Genomic DNA, 18432 nt, shown 5'->3' on the forward strand with positions numbered 1-18432 from the left:
CGGGCACCCGATCCTGCGCGCCCGCCGGCCATATCGCCGCGCGCGATTTTCTTCGCACAATCGCTTCGTAGACCGTCCCCGCGCCGCTCTCTATCATCGGCTGATCCTTTTCCGATGCGTTTGACCCCTGTCCGGAGAGCGCCCGCGCGTTCGCCGCGGCGTCGCTCATCCATCGATACCGTCTTTGGACAGGAGAGTGGTTTCCATGCTGCATGCCGTTTTTTCCGCCCGCTTTTCCGCCGGCCGCGTCGCGCGCCTGCTGGCCGCCGCGCTGTTTGGCGTCGCGCTGCTCAATGGCGCGCACGCCGACACCGCGCCGCTGAAGGTCGGCATCTCGACCAGCCCGCAGATCGAGGCGCTGAAGGTTGCCGCGAAGGAGGCGAAGGCGCAGGGGCTCGACGTGAAGATCGTCGAATTCACCGACTGGAATACGCCGAACGCGGCGCTCGCGAACAAGGACATCGACGTCAACTACTTCCAGCACATCCCGTTCCTCGAGAACGCGAACAAGCAGGGCGGCTACAACTTCGTGTCGATCGCGCCCGGCACGATCATGAAGATCGGCCTCTATTCGAAGAAGGTGAAAAGCTTCAGCGAGCTGAAGGACGGCGCGAAGGTCGCGATCGCGAACGATCCGGTGAACGGCGGGCGCGGGCTGTTGCTGCTGCAGCGCGCGGGGCTCATCACGCTGAAACCGGGCGCCGACTACCGCGCAACGACGCACGACATCGTGTCGAATCCGAAGCACCTGAAGATCATTCCGCTCGAAGCGTCGCAGCTTGCGCGTTCGCTCGACGACGTCGATCTCGCGCAGGGCTACCCGAGCTTCATCAAGCTCGCCGGCACGACCGACCCGAACAGCGCGCTGCTGTTCGACGGCACCGAGAACAAGATCTTCGCGATCCAGTGGGTCGTGCGGCCGGACAGCGTGAACGATCCGCGCATCCGCAAGTTCATCGCGATCTACCAGCAGTCGCCGGCGGTGCGCAAGGCGCTCGACAACGCGTTCGGCTCGCTGTACGCGATCGCGTGGTGACGGAGGCGGCATGACGACGGCGAACCGCAAGAAGATCCTGCTCAACGCGTTCAACATGAACTGCGTCGGTCACATCAACCACGGGCTGTGGACGCATCCGCGCGACCGCTCCGCGCATTACACCGATCTCGACTACTGGGCCGACCTCGCGAAGACGCTCGAACGCGGCAAGTTCGACGGGATCTTCCTCGCGGACATCGTCGGCGTGTACGACGTGTTCGGCGGCGGCCCCGATGCCGCGCTGCGCGAATCGGTGCAGGTGCCCGTCAACGATCCGCTGCTGCTGGTGCCCGCGATGGCGCAGGTCACGCGGCATCTCGGCTTCGGCGTGACCGCGAACCTGACCTACGAGCCGCCTTACCTGTTCGCGCGCCGCATGTCGACGCTCGATCACCTGACGAAGGGGCGCGTGGGCTGGAACATCGTCACCGGCTATCTCGACAGCGCCGCGCGCGGGATGGGCCTCGCGCAGCAGATCGGCCACGACGACCGCTACGAGCGCGCGGACGACTACATGGACGTCGTCTACAAGCTGTGGGAACAGAGCTGGGACGACGACGCGGTGATCCGCGACGCGCAGGCGCGCGTGTTCGCGCAGCCGGGCAAGGTGCGGCGAGTGAAGCACGACGGGCCGTTCTATTCGCTCGACGCGATTCACCTGAGCGAGCCATCGCTGCAGCGCACGCCGGTGCTGTACCAGGCCGGTTCATCCGCGCGCGGCGTCGAGTTCGCCGGCCGTCACGCGGAATGCGTGTTCGTGAACGGGCAAAGCAAGGCCGCCGCGCGCGCGGCCGCACTCGACATCCGCGCGGCCGCCGCACGGCAGGGGCGCGATCCGGCATCGATCCGGATCTTTGCGGGCGTGAGCGTCGTGACGGCCGAGACCGAACGGCTCGCGCGCGAGAAGTTCGACGAATACCGGCGCTACGCGAGCGCCGAAGCCGGCCTCGCGCATTTCGCGAGCTCGACCGGCATCGACTTCGCGAAGTACGGCCTCGACGAGCCGATCTCGTATGTGAAGACCGACTCGATCCAGTCGGCCGTCGACGCGATCTCGCGCAAGAGCACGACCGGCACGTGGACCGTGCGGCGGATGCTCGAACAGATGTCGCTCGGCGGCCGTTATGCGCCGATCGTCGGCTCGCCGTCGCAGGTCGCGGACGAACTGCAGTCGTGGATCGACGAGACCGGCATCGACGGCTTCAACCTGACGCGCACCGTGATGCCCGAGTCGTTCGAGGATTTCGTCGACTGGGTCGTGCCCGAGTTGCAGAACCGCGGCGTCTACAAGGAAGACTACGATCCCGCGCCGACGCTGCGCGAGAAGCTGTTCGGCGTGGGGCCGCGCCTGCCTGCATGGCATACCGGCGCGCAGCATCGGCCGGCTGCCGTGGCCGAACCCGCGCATCCCGCGCATGCGTGAACGCAACGGAGCGAAGCGATGACGCAATTGTTCGATACGCTGGGTTTCATCGATACGTCGGCCGCACGCACCGGCGCCGCTGCCGCAACGCATGACGCAGCGGCCACGTCGACCGAACCGGCCGGGCCGGCCGGCGCCGCCGCCGTGTCGCTGGAGCAGGTCGGCAAGGTGTTCGCGACGCCGCGCGGCCAGGCCGCCGCGCTGCGCGACGTAACGCTCGACGTGCGGCGCGGCGAGGTCTTCGGGATCATCGGCCGCAGCGGCGCCGGGAAGTCGACGTTGCTGCGGCTCGTGAATGGCCTCGAACGGCCGAGCTCGGGCCGCGTGCGCGTGCAGGGCGTCGACGTCGGCGCGCTCGACGAGGACGGGCTTGTCGCGCTGCGACGTCGCACCGGCATGGTGTTCCAGCATTTCAACCTGCTGTCCGCGAAGACGGTGTTCGAGAACGTCGCGCTGCCGCTGAAGATCGCCGGCGTGCCGAAGGCCGAGCGCGTGCGCAAGGTCGAGGCGCTGCTCGAGCTCGTCGGGCTCGCCGCGAAACGCGACGCGTATCCGGCGAGCCTGTCGGGCGGACAGAAGCAGCGCGTCGGCATTGCCCGCGCGCTCGTGCACGATCCGGAAGTGCTGCTGTGCGACGAGGCGACATCGGCGCTCGATCCCGAGACGACGCAGTCGATCCTCGCGCTGCTCGCCGACATCAACCGCCGCCTCGGGCTGACGATCGTGCTGATCACGCACGAGATGGAAGTGATCCGCGCGGTGTGCGACACGGTCGCGGTGATCGAGCAGGGCGAAGTCGTCGAAACGGGCCCCGTGTGGCGCGTGTTCGGCGATCCGCGCCACGGCGCGACGCGCGCGCTGCTCAGCACGCTCGTGCACGACCTGCCGGCCGAACTGGCCGCGCGCGTGCAGCCATTGCCCGAGCAGGCGGCGTTGCCCGACGGCGCGCAGGTCGTGCTCGACGTCCGTTATACGGGCGAGAGCGGCGGCGAGCCGGATGTCGGTGCGCTCGCAGCGGCGCTGGGCGGCTCGGTGCGTTTCCTGCACGGCGGGATCGAGCGCATCCAGGGGCATGCACAGGGGCGGCTCGTGATCGCGGCTGCACTGCGCGCGGAAGATGCTGGCCAATCGACGGCTCGTGGCGGTGCGGTGGCGGCGCTGCTCGAACGTGCGCGCCGCCACGCGAATCACGCGGAGGTGCTCGGCTATGTTTGACCTCTGGTGGCCCGAACTGCTCGACGCGATCCGCGACACGTTGTCGATGGTCGCCGCGTCGGCCGCGATCGCGGCGCTGATCGGCATCCCGCTCGCGGTGATCCTCGTGACGACCGCGCCCGGCGGCATCTACGAGCGGCGTGGCGTGAACGCGGTGCTCGGTGCGCTCGTCAACGTGTTCCGCTCGACGCCGTTCATCATCCTGCTCGTCGCGCTGCTGCCGTTCACGCGCGTGCTGATCGGCACGACGATCGGCGTCTGGGCGGCCGTGGTGCCGCTGTCGATCGCCGCGATCCCGTTCTTCGCGCGGATCGCCGAGGTGAGCCTGCGCGAAGTCGATCGCGGGCTGATCGAGGCCGCGCTCGCGATGGGCGCGAAGCGCCGCCATATCGTCTGGCATGTGCTGCTGCCCGAAGCGCTGCCGGGCATGCTCGGCGGCTTCACCATTACCGTCGTCGCGCTGATCGGTTCGACCGCGATGGCGGGCGCCGTCGGCGCGGGTGGGCTCGGCGATCTCGCGATCCGCTACGGCTACCAGCGTTTCGACACTACCGTCATGGCGACCGTGATCGTGATCCTGATCGCGCTCGTCTCGGCCGTGCAAATCACGGGCGACCGCCTGGTCCGACGCGTGACCCGGCGTACCTGAGCGACGCCACGAGCGTCCGCTCGCTTCATTCATGATCCTGAGAGAACGAACCCTATGACCTTGCCCATCGGCGCGCCGCGCGAATGGAACGGACAATTCGAGGAAGCGCTGTTTCTCGACGTGGCGCGACGCCATCGTCCGGACTTCCCGGCGAAGCTCGCCACGCCGCCGCGCGAGCCGCGCAATGACGACGAGCGGGCCGCCGTCGCCGATTACTACACGAAGATGGCATCGCACGACCTGTTCATCGTGCAGGTCGTCGCGAAGGCGATCGACACGTTGTTCTGCGACGATCCGCATTTCCAGCTGATCCTGTCGCGCCAGCTCGGCGACGATGGCGCGCACGCGGTGATCGGCCGCGAACGCGTGACCGAACTGACGGGCCGTGATCCGCTGCCGGAAGTCGACCGGCTCGTCGCCGCGCACTGGGCGCGCATCGGCGACATCGCGGTGCGCGACGTCGCGGGCTTCCTCGCGTTCGAATGGCATTACGAGCTGCACATCCTCGCGAAGCTGTGGATCCAGCGCAAGACCGGCCGCATCGGCGATTCCGCGATGCGCGAGCATGGCGAGAACCGGATCCGGCCGGACGAGGAGTGGCATCGCGTGCAGATCGTCCAATGGTGGTTCGACACGTTGAAGGCGCTGCCGGCGGCGGAGCGTGACGCGCTGATCGATCGCGTGATCGCGGCCGACGAGGAAACGCAGGCGCGGCTCGACGACTATCTGCACGACGAGTACGCGCACACCGCGCACGTGTTCGGTGCGGATATCGCCGAATACCGCGCGATCTACGACGACTGGCGGCGCGAGATCCTGTCGCGGCTGACCAGCCGCACGCTCGACGCGCTCGTGCCGCTGTCGGGTGAAACGGTTGCGCAGGAAGCCGTCGCATGAACGATCCACGTGGCCCGGCGACCTTCGCGCCGGATACTGATGCACCCGCCTTCGACGGCGCCGCGTTGGCCCGGGCGATCGACGCGTTGCGCGCCACTGCCGCCGCGCGCGACCGCACAGGCGGTCATGCGGCGCAGGAAAAGCAGTGGCTCGCCGATGCGGGCCTGCTGACGCTCGCGGTGCCGCGTGCGTTCGGCGGGCAGGCAGCCGCATGGCCCGAGATCTATGACGCGATCCGGCAGGTCGCGCGCGTCGACAGCGCGCTCGCGCATCTCGTCGGGTTCCAGTGCCTGCAGGTGGTGAGCGTCGACGTGTGGGGCAACGCCGCGCAGCGCGAACGCTATCTGCGCGGTACGGTCGAGCAGCACTGGTGGTGGGGCAATGCGGTCAATCCGCTCGACACGCGGCTCGTGGCCACGGCGACGCCTGACGGCGGTTACCGGCTCGATGGCCTGAAGGGCTTCTGTTCCGGTACGCGCGGCTCGCAGCGCATGACGGTGTCCGCACACGATCCGGACACCGGCCGCACGGTGTTCGGGGTGGTGCCGACCGATCGCGCGGGGATCACGGTCAACGAAGACTGGGATCCGATCGGCCAGCGCCAGACCGACAGCGGCAGCGTGCGCTTCGACGGCGTGGCGCTCGCGGCGGACGAGGTGCTGCATCGTTCCGAGGCACCGCCGACCCCGCGCGCGACGCTGCGCACGCTCGTGTCGCAGCTCGTGCTGACCAACCTGTTCGTCGGGCTCGCGGAAGGCGCGCTGGCGGAAGCGCGTGACTACGTGCTGAAGCATGGCCGTCCGTGGATTCAGTCGGAGGTCGCGCAGGCGAGCGACGATCCGTACACGCTGCAGCGCTTCGGCGACATGCGTGTGCGGGCGATTGCCGCGGCGGCGCTGGCCGATCGCGCGGCCGCCGCGTTGCAGCGTGCGTGGGCGCGGCAGGATGCGCTGACGGCGGACGAGCGCGCCGAGGTGGCGCTCGCGGTATCGGAGGCGAAGATCGTTGCGCAGCGCGCGGCGCTCGAGAATGGCGAGGCGCTGTTCGACGCCTGCGGCGCACGCGCGACGGCCGCGTCGCTCGGCCTCGACCGTTTCTGGCGGAACGCGCGCACGCATACGCTGCACGATCCGCTCGACTACCGGCTGCGTGACGTGGGCCGGTTTGCGTTGACGGGCGAGTTGCCGCAGGCGTCGCTCTATACGTAAGTGAGCGCGCGCTCCGTTACTGATCGACGGTAGGCAGGGCTTCTGCCGGCACGGCCACCGGGGCGGGCGCGAGCGCAGGCTGGCTGGCCAGCGGTGCGCCGCCGTCCACGCCGGCGCGCTTGAACGACACCAGCTCGTTCGAATAACGCGCGTTGCGCGTCCCGTTCGCGTCGTAGTACTCCTCGACCGACTTGACCCAGCGGCCCACGGCCGGCACGTACCAGAACGCCTTGTAGGTCTTGCCGGTCTGTTCGGCCGTGCCGTTGTTGCGGCTCTGCATCACGATCGTCGAACCGCCCGCGTTGCGCGATACGCCGGACGTGATCGATTGCCCCGGCGCGGGCTGCGCTTTCCAGGTGCCTTCGGCCTCGATCTTGATCGCGTCGAACTTGCCGCCGGCCACGGTGACGGTGTCGGGGCCGACGACCTTGTAATGCGTGTCGTACGCCTCCGACGCGTGCTGCGCATTCGGGTGCGACTCGCTGTACTTGACCGTCCACGTCTTGCCGGCCGTCAGCGGAAACGCCAGCGGACGATTCACCACGGTTTCCGTGCCGTTGACGCTGCGCGAACGGCTCCAGTCCGCATCGACGATCAACTCACGCGGCGCCTGCGTCGTGCCGCTCTGCTGCGTTTCGACGTAGATGTGCTCGGACGTCGTGCGCTGCACGGAAATCTGGTCGCGCGTCTGGCGCCAGCCGTTCGGGCCGATTTCGACGGTGTTGATGTAGGTCCAGGTGTCGCCCGGCTTCAGCGCCGGGGGCGCGATCGATTGGGCGAGTGCGACGCCGGGCAGCGCGGCGCACAGTGACAACGCAGCAAGTATTTTCGTTTTCATGGTGTGTGGGGGCCATCGGTCTCGCCGGAGAGCTTATCAACCACACCTTTCATTAGGCATGCCGTGCGCGGTGCCGCCACGTCGAACCGGTGCCCCGGCGGGATCGTGAAGCGCCGCCGCGTGGCCGGCCTGCTGGACGTCCGAAATGATATGTTATATCGTTGCGATACAATATATCATTCTCTTCTCAACGTCCTCGACCGGAATCGCCCGATGAGCACCGCACTCCCACCGTCCACGCGGCTTCCCGTGACCGTCCTGTCCGGCTTCCTCGGCGCCGGCAAGACGACCCTGCTCAACCACATCCTGAACAATCGCGAAGGCCGGCGCGTCGCGGTCATCGTCAACGACATGTCCGAGGTCAACATCGACGCCGCGCTCGTGCGCGACGGCGGCGCGGGGCTGTCACGTACCGACGAGAAGCTGGTCGAGATGAGCAACGGCTGCATCTGCTGCACGCTGCGCGAGGATCTGCTGATCGAGGTCGACCGGCTCGCGCGCGAAGGGCGCTTCGACCAGCTCGTGATCGAATCGACCGGCATCTCGGAGCCGCTGCCGGTGGCCGAGACGTTCACGTTCGAAGGCGAGGACGGCCGCAGTCTCGGCGAAGTCGCGCGGCTCGACACGATGGTGACGGTGGTCGACGCGTTCAATTTCCTGCGCGACTACGCGTCGCGCGACAGCCTGCAGTCGCGCGGCGAATCGATGGGCGAGGAAGATGCGCGCACGGTCGTCGATCTGCTGATCGACCAGATCGAGTTCTGCGACGTGATCGTGATCAACAAGATCGACCTGATCGACGCAAGCGCGCGCGAGCGGCTCGTCGCGCTGCTGCGCGGCTTGAACCCGCGCGCACGGATCGAGATCGCCGAATTCGGCAAGGTGCCGCTCGAGCGCGTGCTCGACACAGGCCTGTTCGACTTCGAAGCAGCGTCGCGCGCGCCGGGCTGGCTGCAGGAGATGCGCGGCACGCACACGCCGGAGACCGACGAGTACGGCATCCGCAGCTTCGTCTATCGCGCGCGTCGGCCGTTCCATCCGCAGCGCTTCTTCGATCTCGTCGAAAGCGAATGGCCGGGCGTCGTCCGCTCGAAGGGGTTCTTCTGGCTTGCCACCCACCCGACCGTCGCCGGTTCGTGGTCGCAGGCCGGCGCGGTCGCGCGGCACGGGCCGGCCGGCCATTGGTGGGCGGCCGTGCCGCCCGAGCGCTGGCCGCAGGACGCGGAAGCCGTCGCGCAGATCCGCGCGCGCTGGGACGAGCACGTCGGCGACGCGCGGCAGGAACTCGTGCTGATCGGCATGGACATGGACGAGCCCGCGCTGCGCGCGCGCTTCGACGCGTGTCTGCTGACCGACGCCGAGATGGCCACCGGCCCCGAACACTGGACCACGTGGGACAACCCGTTTCGCGACTGGCCCTGACCTGAACGCGCTTCCTGCATCGATCCGGATGGAGAAGGCGCTCCACCGGATTTCAAGCATGAACGCACCCCTTCCCGATATTTCCCTGACCGATGCCGCGCCGGGCGGCCGCCCGCTCGAATGGGTCGGCATGCAGGGCATCGACCTGCCCGTCGCGGTGGCCGAGCCCGGCTGCCGGCGTGACGTGCATGCGCGCGCCGACGTGCAGGTCGATCTGCCTGCGCCGCACGTGAAGGGTATCCACATGTCGCGGCTGTACCGGCTGCTCGACGGGCTCGGTGACGGCACGGCGCTGTCGCCGGCCGGCCTGCAGCATGTGCTGCACGCGATGGTCGACAGCCATCGCGACTGCGATACGCGCAGCGCGCGGCTGCGGCTGCGCTTCGACTTGCTGGCGCGTCGCGCCGCGCTGGTGACCGACGGGCTGGCCGGGTGGAAGGCCTATCCGGTCCGGATCGACGCGACGCTGAGCGGCGCCCGGTTCGAACTGCGCGCGCAGGTGACGGTCGTTTATTCGTCGACGTGCCCGTGCTCGGCCGCGCTGTCGCGGCACTGGGTCGAGCAGGCTTTCCTGGCGGCGTTCGGCCATGACGATCGCGTGGAGCCGGCGGCAGTCGCCGCGTGGCTGAAACGGCACGCGACGGCGGCCACGCCGCATAGCCAGCGCAGCGAAGCCGTCGTCAGCGTGGCGCTGCCCGCCGATGGCGCGACGCTGGGGCTGATCGACCTGATCGATCGCATCGAGCACGCACTCGGCACGCCGGTGCAGACGGCCGTCAAGCGCGCGGACGAACAGGCGTTCGCGGTGCTGAACGGCGGAAACCTGATGTTCGTCGAGGATGCCGCGCGCCGGGTCCAGGCCGCGCTGGACGGCCACCATGCGAACCCGCGCGTGCACGTCCGCCATCTGGAAAGCCTGCATCCGCACGATGCGGTGGCCTGGGCCGCGCCGGTTCGCGAAGGCGCCGACGCATGCTGATCCGCAAGCTGTTCCGGTTCGAGAACGCGCACATCGTGCGCGGCTGCAGCACGCGGCGCTGCTCGCATTCGATCCACGGCCATTCGTACCGCGTCGAGCTGCTGCTCGAAGCGCACGCGCTGGATCACGGGCAGATGATCTACGACTTCGGGCTGCTCAAGGGCGACGTGCGCGACCTGATCGACGCGTTCGACCACGCAGTGACTCTGTGGTCGGATGACGACCCGTGCTATGTCGAGAGCATGCGCCGGCATTCCGAGCGCTGGGTGCTGCTGCCCGTGTCGCCGAGCGCCGAGCAGTTCTCGCGCGTGTTCTTCCGCCTCGTCGATGCGGCGCTCTCCTGCACGCGCATGGCGAACGGCGAAGCCGACGTGCGGCTGCATTCGATCATCGTTCACGAAACCGAGACCGGTTACGCGCAGTGTTTTCGCGACGATGCGTTCAATCCGCGCATGGGTCGCATCGACCTGGACGACATCGTGTTCGCGCCGGCCATCGCCGGACAGTGGCGCGATCCAGGCCTGTTCGAGCGGATCAAGCGCGGCCGCCCCATTTCAAGGCAGGAATCCTGATGATCAGAAAGAACCCGCGCGGCGACCTGCCGCAGATTCACCCGAGCGCCTTCGTCGATCCGACCGCCATTCTGTGCGGGCTCGTGATCGTCGAGGAGAACGTGTTCATCGGCCCGTACGCGGTGATCCGCGCCGACGAAACGGATGCCGGCGGCCGGATCGCGCCGATCGTGATCGGCGCGCACTCGAACATCCAGGACGGCGTGGTGATCCATTCGAAGTCGGGCGCGAGCGTCACCATCGGCCAGCACACGTCGATCGCGCATCGCGCGATCGTCCACGGGCCGTGCAAGGTCGGCAACGGCGTGTTCGTCGGCTTCAACAGCGTGCTGTTCAACTGCACGATCGACGACGGCTGCGTGGTGCGCTACAACGCGGTCGTCGACGGCTGCCACCTGCCGCCGGGTTTCTACGTGCGCTCGACCGAGCGCATCGGGCCGGAAACCGATCTCGCCGCATTGCCGCAGGTGACGGCCGACGCGAGCGATTTCTCCGAGGACGTCGTACGCACGAACAATGCGCTGGTGCTGGGCTACAAGCACATCCAGAACGAGTTCTGAGTCATGGACGAGCCCATCCGAAGCGAAGGGGGCGCGAGCGATGCGCCGAAGCGACGTCACGCCGACCTGCTCGTGCACGGCGGCATGGTGATGACGCCCAACGGTGCCGAGCGGATCGACGTTGCGTGCGTGAACGGCCGCGTCGTCGCGCTGGGCGCGTTGCACGGCAACTGGAGCGCCGACGTCGTGCTCGATGCGGGCGGGCTGCACGTGCTGCCGGGCGTCGTCGACAGCCAGGTGCATTTCCGCGAACCGGGCCTCACGCACAAGGAGACCCTCGAGGCCGGCACGCGCGGCGCGGTGCTCGGCGGCGTCACGACGATCTTCGAGATGCCCAACACGCATCCGCTGACGCTGACCGCGCAGGACCTGCAGGCCAAGCTGGATCTTGCGCACGGCCGTGCGTGGTGCGACTACGCGTTCTACATCGGCGGCTCGGCCGCGAACGCCGAACGGCTGCCGGAGCTCGAAAACCTGCCGGGCTGCGCGGGCGTGAAGGTCTTCATGGGCAGTTCGTTCGGCGATCTGCTGGCGGACGACGAAGCGGTGCTGCGCAGGATCGTGCGCAACGGGCGGCGGCGCATGGCCGTCCACGCGGAGGACGAGGCGCGGCTGCGCGAACGCCGGGCGCTCGTGGAAGCGAGCGGCGACGTGCGCGATCATCATCGGTGGCGCGACGAGGAAAGCGCGCTGGCCGCGACGCGGCGCATCGTCGGGCTGGCCACAGAGACGGGCCGACGGCTGCATGTGCTGCACGTATCGACTGCCGAGGAAATGGCGTTCCTCGCGCGGCACCGGCAGCGCGTGACCGTCGAGGTCACGCCGCATCACCTGAGCCTGTACGCGCCCGATTGCTACGAGCGGCTCGGCACGTTCGCGCAGATGAATCCGCCGGTGCGTGAACGACATCATCAGGATGCGCTGTGGCAGGCCGTTCGCGATGGCGTGGTCGACGTGATCGGCAGCGATCACGCGCCGCATACGCGCGATGAAAAGCGCCGGCCCTATCCGCAATCGCCGAGCGGGATGACCGGCGTGCAGACGCTGCTGCCGCTGATGCTCGATCACGTGCATGCGGGCCGCCTGAGCCTCGCACGGCTGGTCGACCTGACGAGCGCAGGGCCGGCGCGGATCTTCGGTATCGCGGGGAAAGGGCGGATTGCGGCGGGCTACGACGCCGATTTCAGTATCGTCGACTTGCGCGCGCGCCGGATCATCCGCGACGAATGGATTGCCAGCGTGAGCGGCTGGACGCCGTACGACGGGTGCGCGGTCACCGGCTGGCCCGTGCACACGGTCGTGCGCGGGCGGGTCGTGGTGCGCGACGGCGCGCTGAACGGGGAGCCTGAAGGGCAGGCCGTGACGTTTCTGGATGCCTAGATCGGCAGGCGAACCGTCTGCTTGATGCGCTTCAGGGGAATCTCGGTTTCGACGTTGCGGACGCCTTCGATCTGCGTGAGCGTCTCCATCTGAAAGCGCTGGTAGTCGTCGAGATCGCGCGCGATCACGCGCAGCAGATAGTCGTAGCTGCCGGCCATCAGATGACATTCGAGCACTTCCGGCGCTTGCTCCATTTCGCGCGCGAAGCGTTCGACGGTTGTCTTGTCCTGGCGTTCCAGCGTGACGCGCACGAACGCGGTGAATCGCAGGTCGACGGCGGCCGGGTTCAATAGCGCGACATAAGCGTCGATCACGCCTTGTTCCTCGAGCAGATGAACGCGGCGCAGGCATGGCGTGGCCGACAGCCCGGCCTGTTGCGCGAGTTCGGCATTCGTCTGGTTCGAATTCCGTTGCAAGGCACGCAGAATGCGCCGGTCGATCGCGTCCAGTTTGATTGGCATTTTTGACTACCAAAATCTTTAAAACTAGAGATTAGCTCCAAATCACCGATTTCACGTAGCCAAATACGCATCCAATCTCCACGGAAGGGCACCGATAATCTGACGACCGGCCGGGTGATTCTCGTCCGCCGGCTATCCCTTCAGGAGCGCTCCCATGTCACATCTATCCTGGCTGCCATTCATCGCAACGTCGCTTCTGATCATCGTCACGCCGGGTCAGGACATGGTGCTCGTGATGTCGCGCACGCTGTCCGGCGGCACGCGCGCGGGCCTCGTCACGGCCGCGGGCGTCAGCGTCGGGCTGCTCGTTCATACGATGCTCGCGACGCTCGGTCTGGGCGCGCTTCTTCAGGCATCCGCATGGCTGTTCACGGCGCTGAAGGTGATCGGCGCGCTGTATCTGCTGTACCTCGGCATCACGTTGCTGCGGTCGTCGGGCGAACTGACGCTCGCGAGCGGCCGCGACGGTGCGCAGGCATCGCGGCTTCGCACGTTCGCGCAAGGCGCGCTTTCCAACGTGTCGAATCCCAAGGTCGCGCTCTTCTATCTGGCGTTCCTGCCGCAATTCGTGCCGGCGGGCACCGCGCATCCGATGCTGTCGCTGTTCGTGCTGGGCGCGACGTTTGCCGGCCTGACGTTTCTCGTCAAGGGGCCCGTCGCACTGTTCGCCGGTCTGCTGTCGGCGTCGATTCGCCGCAACCCGAGCATCCTGACGCGCATGCATCGCGTCAGCGGCGTGGTCCTGCTGGGGCTGGGCGTGAAGCTGGCGCTCGAGCGTCGCTGATCGCGGTGACCTCGTACGCGTGCCGTCGACGCGATTGCGCCGACGGCACGCTTCCCGGCGTCGGGTAAAGCCGCCCGACGCTTCACCGCCCACGTCGATTACCAGCGATAGCCGACGCCCGCACCCGCGCCGAACGAGCCGTGGCCCGACACGGCCGTCGTCACCGAGCCCTTGACCAGCCATTTCGTCGTCGCGAAGGAAAGACCGACCGCCATCGCGCTCTGACCGCCGTACGTGCCGCCGCCGAGCGCGACGACCTTCTCGCCGGGCAGCACGGCTTGCGGCATGTTGGCCATCGCGATCGCGCTCGCGGTGCCCGCATCCGCGTCCTTGCGGTACTTCGACATTTCGTCGCGGACCGAGTTGATCGCGCCGTTCAACTGGCGCAGGTTCACGCCGTCCGTCGGCGCGGTGCCGTCGGCCACGTTGGTCAGCTGGCGTTCGGCGCCCGGGGCACCGATCGACACCGTGTTGTCGCGCGACGCGACGGAATTCGCACCCAACGCGACCGCATTGTTTGCCGGTGCCTGGCTGTTCGCGCCGATCGCCGTCGAATTGTTGCCGGAGACATTCGAGCCGGACCCGATCGCGGTGCCGTTCGTCCCCGTGACTTTCGAGTTCGTGCCGGTGGCGGTGCCGTTCGCTGCCGTGACGGTCGCGTTCGTGCCGGTCGCCGTGCCGTTCGCCGCGGCGACGGTCGCGTTCACGCCGATCCCCGTGCCGTTGTCGCCCGACACATTCGCGCCGTTGCCGAGCGCCGTGCCGTTCGTCGCGCTGACCGACGTGTTCTTGCCGATCGCGGTGCTCGTGCTGTCCGTCACCGTGCCGCTCGGGACGCTCGACGAAATCTTGCCGACGGTGTTCGTCAGCGTGGCCAGATTATTCGTCAGCGTGGACACCTGGCTGGCGATCGAGAAGAGCTGCGAGCCGTTGACCGCGTCCGTGCTGGTCGCGCTGATGGCGCCGGCCGCGACGTTGACGATCTGGCGTTCTGCGCCGGCGCTGCCCACGCTGACCACGCCGACCGGCGTACCCGCGAAGCCGCTGTAGCCGACGCCGTTCAGCGTCACGCTGCTGACGGTGGTCGCCGCACGCGTGGCCGAATTCGAGCCGAGTGCCACGGAGTTCGCATTGGACGCGTTGGCACCTTCGCCGATCGCGACCGCATTCACCGCCGATGCCGTCGCACGGGCAATCGCGACGCTGCCGGTCGCGGATGCCGAGCTGTCGACGCCGAGCGCGACCGCATCGGCTGCGCCGGCGTTGGCCTGGAAGCCGAGCGCCGTGCCGCCGGCCGCGCTGCTGCCTTTGCCGACTGCGGTCGAAAAAGTCGCGGTGGCGCTGGCGCCCTGGCCGACTGCAGTTGATTGATCCACGGCGAATGCGCCCTGGCCGAATGCCGCAGCCGTGGCACCGTTCGCGACCGCGCCCTCGCCGACTGCCGTCGCGTTGAGGCCAGTCGCAGCGGCAAACGCGCCGACCGCCGTTGCATGATCGCCGGTCGCGACGGAATTGCCGCCGAGCGTCGTCGCTTGCGTACCTGTTGCGACGGACTGCCGCCCGATCGCAACGGTTTCGCTGTACGCGCCGGTCGACGAACCCGAATCGGCGACGGCCGACGGGCCGATCGCGATGTTGTCACAGCCCCGTGCCGTGGCCTGATACGTGTTGGTGCCCGAAATCGCGATGTTGTCCGAGCAACCTGCCACGGTATCGATCGAATTCCCGTTCTGCACGTAGGAGGCCCGCGCCGGTGCGGAAGCCGTGAAGGCGACGACTGCTGCGCTGACGGCGATGGCCAGCGCCGCTTTCGACTTCGCCGGCACGCGCTGCGCCGGGTTCCCCAACCCTCGATGATTCTTGTTCATGTTGTTCCTAGGCTCGATATGAAAATTGTGTTGTGGCTAGCGTGTCCGTCTCACGATTTCCCTATCGCATTGGTTCGAGTACGATCCGATTGAAAAGATGTACTAAACAAATTTGACATTCGGCGGAGTGAATCCGAGGGGGAAACGGCGCAGGTGCGGCTGCGTTGCTTGACGTGACCCGGCACGCTCGCGCGTTCCGGATCGGCAACCTGAGATGCGACGACGCATTCTGATCGGCCGCGCCGGCGCCCAGGTTTGCCGTAGCGGTCGATCTCTATGCTTCAGGGGAAATTGTCTGGAGAAATGCGCCGGCGACCGGCGTGGCCGTAGTCGGCCCGGAAGCCGGCGTTCGCGTGCCGGCTTCCGTCAGGCGGGGTGGCGCACGCGCTACTGCGCCGGCAATGCGTCCGCCAGCGCCCGCATTGCCTCTACCGTCTCCGGGTTGGCCGGAAAGAACGCCTCGATCGCGAGTTCAGACAGCGTCACGTCGACCGGTGTGCCGAACACCGTCGTCGTGCTGAAGAACGTGAGTTCGCCGGCTGCCGTGCGCAGCCGCAGCGGCACGGCGATATCCGCGAAGTCGGTGCGCGCATGCGTGTCGTCGGGCTGGCCGGCCGGCGCCGGATATGCGGCGAGTTCGTCGCGCAGCGTGTGCAGCGTGCGGTCGCCGCTCGCATCGATCTGCCGCTGCAGCCGATGCAGGATGTGTGCGCGCCATTCGTGCCAGTTGACGATCTGCGATGCGAGCCCGTCCGGATGCAGGCTCAGCCGCAGCACGTTGACGGGCGGCTGCAACAGCGCCGGGGCGGCCTGCGCGACCAGCGCGCCGAGCATCCGGTTCGCGGCGAGCAGCGTCCAGTGGCGGTCGACGGCGAGCGCCGGATAAGGCTCGTGGCCGCGCAGCACGGCTTCGACCGCATGGCGCGCGGCATCGAGCTGCGGATCCGAAAACGGCCGTTCGCGAAACAGCGGCGCGAAGCCGGCCGCGACGAGCAGCGCATTGCGTTCGCGCAGCGGCACGTCGAGCCGCTCGGCGAGATGCAGCACCATCTCGCGGCTCGGCTGCGCGCGGCCCGATTCCACGAAGCTCAGGTGGCGCGCGGAGACTTCCGCGTCGAGCGCGAGCGCCATCTGGCTCAGGCGCCGGCGTTGCCGCCACGTGCGCAGCAGCGAGCCGATGCCGGAAGCGCGGCCGGCGGACGGGGAGGGCGAATGGAGGGCGGCGGTCGAGTTCATGGTGCTGATGATAGGCAATCCCGTGCCCCTTGGGCATTACCTGCGACGTAAGCATCGCGCGGTTCCCGGGCGTGTCGCCGCGCTGCGTTACCATAGCCCCCGTGCCAACTGAGAGACGACGCCGGACCCGCGATTGAAAACGCATGGGCCGACGCCGTGCATATTTACGACAAGGCATTCCAGGGGAATCCAACAATGAAAAAACTTGCCGTCCGGCTCGCCTGCGTGGCGACGCTTGCATTCGCCGCGACCACCGGCCACGCGCAGACCGAAGCTGCGCAGGTGGAAATGAGGGCCGCCGCCGCGGCCGCCAACGACGCGGTCGTGAAGGGCCCGACCGACATCGACGTGAAACACGAAGCCGTGCTGAAGCTGAAGGCCGGCGAATCGTTCGTGCCGGCCGCCGAAGCCGGCCGCTACCTGCGCTCGATGGGCAACTCGATCGACGAATCCAAGCTGGTCGGCCTCGTGTTGCCCGACGATCCCGATGCCGACTGGATCTCGGTCGTGTCGTTCGAGCCGAGCGGCTATATCCGCGACGACGACGCGAAGGACTGGAAGCCCGACGAGCTGCTGAAGAGCCTGCAGTCCGGCACCGAGGAAGACAACCCCGGGCGCAAGGAACGCGGCCTGCCGGAAACCGAGGTGGTTGGCTGGGCGAAGGCGCCCGCGTACGACGCGGCCTCGCACCGGCTCGTGTGGTCCGCGATCATCCGCGACAAGGGCGCGGCGCCGAACGCCGAGAACGACGGCGTGAACTACCGGACGCTCGTGCTCGGCCGTGACGGCTACCTGTCGCTGACGATGGCGTCGACGCTTGCCGATCTGCCGAAATACAAGGTGTCGGCCGACGAGTTGCTGTCGAACATCAGCTTCAACGACGGCAAGCGCTACGCCGATTTCAACAAGTCGACCGACCACGTCGCCGAGTACGGCCTCGCGGCGCTGATCGTCGGCGTCGGCGCGAAGAAGCTCGGCCTGCTCGCGCTGATCGGCGCGTTCGCGGTGAAGTTCTTCAAGATCGGCGTGGTCGCGCTGCTGGCCGGCGGCGCGGCGGTGAAGCGCTTCTTCGGGCGCAAGCCGAAGGCGGCCGCGGTGCCGGCCGTCGCCGATGCATCCGGCGTATCCGACGTGCCCGGCGCGGAGCGCAAGGAATGACGAAGCTGTTGCTGCTGATCTTCGGCGGCCTCAAGCTCGGCAAGGTGCTCATTTCGGCGGGCACCATGCTGGCGTCGATCGCGGTCTACGCGCTGTTCTACGGCTGGCGGTTCGCGGCCGGTTTCGTGGCATTGCTGCTGGTGCACGAGGCCGGCCATTACATCGCCGCGCAGCGGCGCGGGCTCGACGTCGGGCTGCCGACTTTCATTCCGTTCGTCGGCGCGTGGATCCAGCTGAAGGAGATGCCGCACGACGCGGAAACCGAGGCGTACGTCGGGCTCGCCGGGCCGTTCGTCGGCACGCTCGGTGCGCTGGCCTGCTACGCGGCCGCGCGCCACTACGACAGCAACCTGCTGCTCGCACTGTCGTACACGGGCTTCTTCCTGAACCTGTTCAACATGATTCCGCTGTCGCCGTTCGACGGCGGGCGGATCACCGCGGTGCTGTCGCCGCGCATCTGGTTCGCGGGCGTGCCGGTGCTGATCGCGCTGTTCGTGTATCGTCCGAGCCCGTTGCTGATCGTGATGGCGATCCTCGCACTGCCGCAGCTGAAACGCGCGTGGCGCTACGATCCCGACGCGCCGGAGAATCGCGTGTACTACGCGACGTCGATCGAGACGAAGACGACGTACGCGCTCTGCTACGTCGGCCTGCTCGCGTTCCTCGCGCTGATGACGTCCGGCGTGCACGACATGCTGCGCGTCGCGCATTCGTCGACCTGACCGCCGACACCGGATATCCGATGC

18 protein-coding genes are annotated in these 18432 nt (G+C 67.9%); 14 read left to right on the forward strand and 4 right to left on the reverse strand.

Annotation, left to right across the window (positions count from 1 at the left end; genetic code table 11):
- Positions 1 to 205 precede the first annotated feature (205 nt).
- From BCEP18194_RS24315 to BCEP18194_RS24340, 6 genes are read left to right on the forward strand one after another with little or no spacing between them, the layout of a single operon-like run.
- Positions 206 to 1036, forward strand: coding sequence for a MetQ/NlpA family ABC transporter substrate-binding protein (locus BCEP18194_RS24315; protein ID WP_011353923.1), 831 nt, complete (start codon positions 206 to 208; stop codon positions 1034 to 1036).
- Between the two features lie 10 nt (positions 1037 to 1046).
- A complete protein-coding gene (locus tag BCEP18194_RS24320; RefSeq protein ID WP_011353924.1) occupies positions 1047 to 2459 on the forward strand; it encodes an LLM class flavin-dependent oxidoreductase in 1413 nt (470 codons plus the stop codon).
- Between the two features lie 18 nt (positions 2460 to 2477).
- On the forward strand, positions 2478 to 3674 hold the full coding sequence (locus tag BCEP18194_RS24325) for a methionine ABC transporter ATP-binding protein (RefSeq protein ID WP_011353925.1): 1197 nt from the start codon (positions 2478 to 2480) through the stop codon (positions 3672 to 3674).
- Complete coding sequence (locus BCEP18194_RS24330) at positions 3667 to 4323, forward strand: methionine ABC transporter permease (RefSeq protein WP_011353926.1); 657 nt, start codon at positions 3667 to 3669, stop codon at positions 4321 to 4323. Before BCEP18194_RS24325 ends, BCEP18194_RS24330 begins: the two co-directional genes overlap by 8 nt.
- A 54-nt stretch (positions 4324 to 4377) precedes the next feature.
- The gene (locus BCEP18194_RS24335) at positions 4378 to 5220 is read left to right on the forward strand and encodes a hypothetical protein (RefSeq protein ID WP_011353927.1); all 843 of its coding nucleotides are present in this window, start codon (positions 4378 to 4380) and stop codon (positions 5218 to 5220) included.
- A complete protein-coding gene (locus BCEP18194_RS24340) occupies positions 5217 to 6428 on the forward strand; it encodes an acyl-CoA dehydrogenase family protein (protein WP_011353928.1) in 1212 nt (403 codons plus the stop codon). Before BCEP18194_RS24335 ends, BCEP18194_RS24340 begins: the two co-directional genes overlap by 4 nt.
- A 16-nt stretch (positions 6429 to 6444) precedes the next feature.
- Here BCEP18194_RS24340 and BCEP18194_RS24345 read toward each other — a convergent pair whose 3' ends face one another.
- Complete coding sequence (locus BCEP18194_RS24345) at positions 6445 to 7266, reverse strand: hypothetical protein (protein ID WP_011353929.1); 822 nt, start codon at positions 7264 to 7266, stop codon at positions 6445 to 6447.
- 213 nt (positions 7267 to 7479) lie between these two features.
- Between BCEP18194_RS24345 and zigA the strand changes: the two genes are divergently transcribed.
- Genes zigA through BCEP18194_RS24370 form a run of 5 tightly spaced genes read left to right on the forward strand, consistent with a single transcriptional unit; the run spans position 7480 to position 12179 of the window.
- Positions 7480 to 8688, forward strand: coding sequence for a zinc metallochaperone GTPase ZigA (gene zigA / locus BCEP18194_RS24350; RefSeq protein ID WP_208860722.1), 1209 nt, complete (start codon positions 7480 to 7482; stop codon positions 8686 to 8688).
- 58 nt (positions 8689 to 8746) lie between these two features.
- On the forward strand, positions 8747 to 9667 hold the full coding sequence (gene folE2 / locus BCEP18194_RS24355; RefSeq protein WP_041493450.1) for a GTP cyclohydrolase FolE2: 921 nt from the start codon (positions 8747 to 8749) through the stop codon (positions 9665 to 9667).
- The gene (locus tag BCEP18194_RS24360; protein WP_011353932.1) at positions 9661 to 10239 is read left to right on the forward strand and encodes a 6-pyruvoyl trahydropterin synthase family protein; all 579 of its coding nucleotides are present in this window, start codon (positions 9661 to 9663) and stop codon (positions 10237 to 10239) included. Before folE2 ends, BCEP18194_RS24360 begins: the two co-directional genes overlap by 7 nt.
- A complete protein-coding gene (locus tag BCEP18194_RS24365) occupies positions 10239 to 10799 on the forward strand; it encodes a carbonate dehydratase (RefSeq protein WP_011353933.1) in 561 nt (186 codons plus the stop codon). Before BCEP18194_RS24360 ends, BCEP18194_RS24365 begins: the two co-directional genes overlap by 1 nt.
- Before the next feature lie 3 nt (positions 10800 to 10802).
- Positions 10803 to 12179, forward strand: a complete 1377-nt coding sequence (locus tag BCEP18194_RS24370) for a dihydroorotase (RefSeq protein WP_011353934.1) — start codon at positions 10803 to 10805, stop codon at positions 12177 to 12179.
- On the opposite strand, the gene BCEP18194_RS24375 is transcribed toward BCEP18194_RS24370, so the two are convergent.
- Positions 12176 to 12640 carry an Lrp/AsnC family transcriptional regulator gene (locus BCEP18194_RS24375; RefSeq protein ID WP_011353935.1) on the reverse strand — a complete coding sequence of 155 codons (465 nt, stop codon included), beginning with the start codon at positions 12638 to 12640 and terminating at the stop codon, positions 12176 to 12178. The two genes, BCEP18194_RS24370 and BCEP18194_RS24375, sit on opposite strands and share 4 nt — an antisense overlap.
- Before the next feature lie 154 nt (positions 12641 to 12794).
- On the opposite strand from BCEP18194_RS24375, the gene BCEP18194_RS24380 reads away from it, so the two are divergent.
- On the forward strand, positions 12795 to 13424 hold the full coding sequence (locus BCEP18194_RS24380; RefSeq protein WP_011353936.1) for a LysE family translocator: 630 nt from the start codon (positions 12795 to 12797) through the stop codon (positions 13422 to 13424).
- A gap of 98 nt (positions 13425 to 13522) precedes the next feature.
- On the opposite strand, the gene BCEP18194_RS24385 is transcribed toward BCEP18194_RS24380, so the two are convergent.
- Complete coding sequence (locus BCEP18194_RS24385; protein WP_011353937.1) at positions 13523 to 15292, reverse strand: YadA family autotransporter adhesin; 1770 nt, start codon at positions 15290 to 15292, stop codon at positions 13523 to 13525.
- A gap of 387 nt (positions 15293 to 15679) precedes the next feature.
- Positions 15680 to 16528 (reverse strand): helix-turn-helix domain-containing protein, encoded by an 849-nt coding sequence (locus BCEP18194_RS24390; protein ID WP_011353938.1) that lies wholly within the window; start codon positions 16526 to 16528, stop codon positions 15680 to 15682.
- A gap of 195 nt (positions 16529 to 16723) precedes the next feature.
- On the opposite strand from BCEP18194_RS24390, the gene BCEP18194_RS24395 reads away from it, so the two are divergent.
- Positions 16724 to 17686 carry a DUF2167 domain-containing protein gene (locus tag BCEP18194_RS24395; RefSeq protein ID WP_011353939.1) on the forward strand — a complete coding sequence of 321 codons (963 nt, stop codon included), beginning with the start codon at positions 16724 to 16726 and terminating at the stop codon, positions 17684 to 17686.
- On the forward strand, positions 17683 to 18408 hold the full coding sequence (locus BCEP18194_RS24400; RefSeq protein ID WP_011353940.1) for a site-2 protease family protein: 726 nt from the start codon (positions 17683 to 17685) through the stop codon (positions 18406 to 18408). The genes BCEP18194_RS24395 and BCEP18194_RS24400 overlap by 4 nt, the downstream gene beginning before the upstream one ends.
- Positions 18409 to 18432 lie beyond the last annotated feature (24 nt).

Origin of the sequence: Burkholderia lata, assembly GCF_000012945.1 — a bacterium.
Classification (GTDB): Bacteria; Pseudomonadota; Gammaproteobacteria; order Burkholderiales; family Burkholderiaceae; genus Burkholderia; species Burkholderia lata.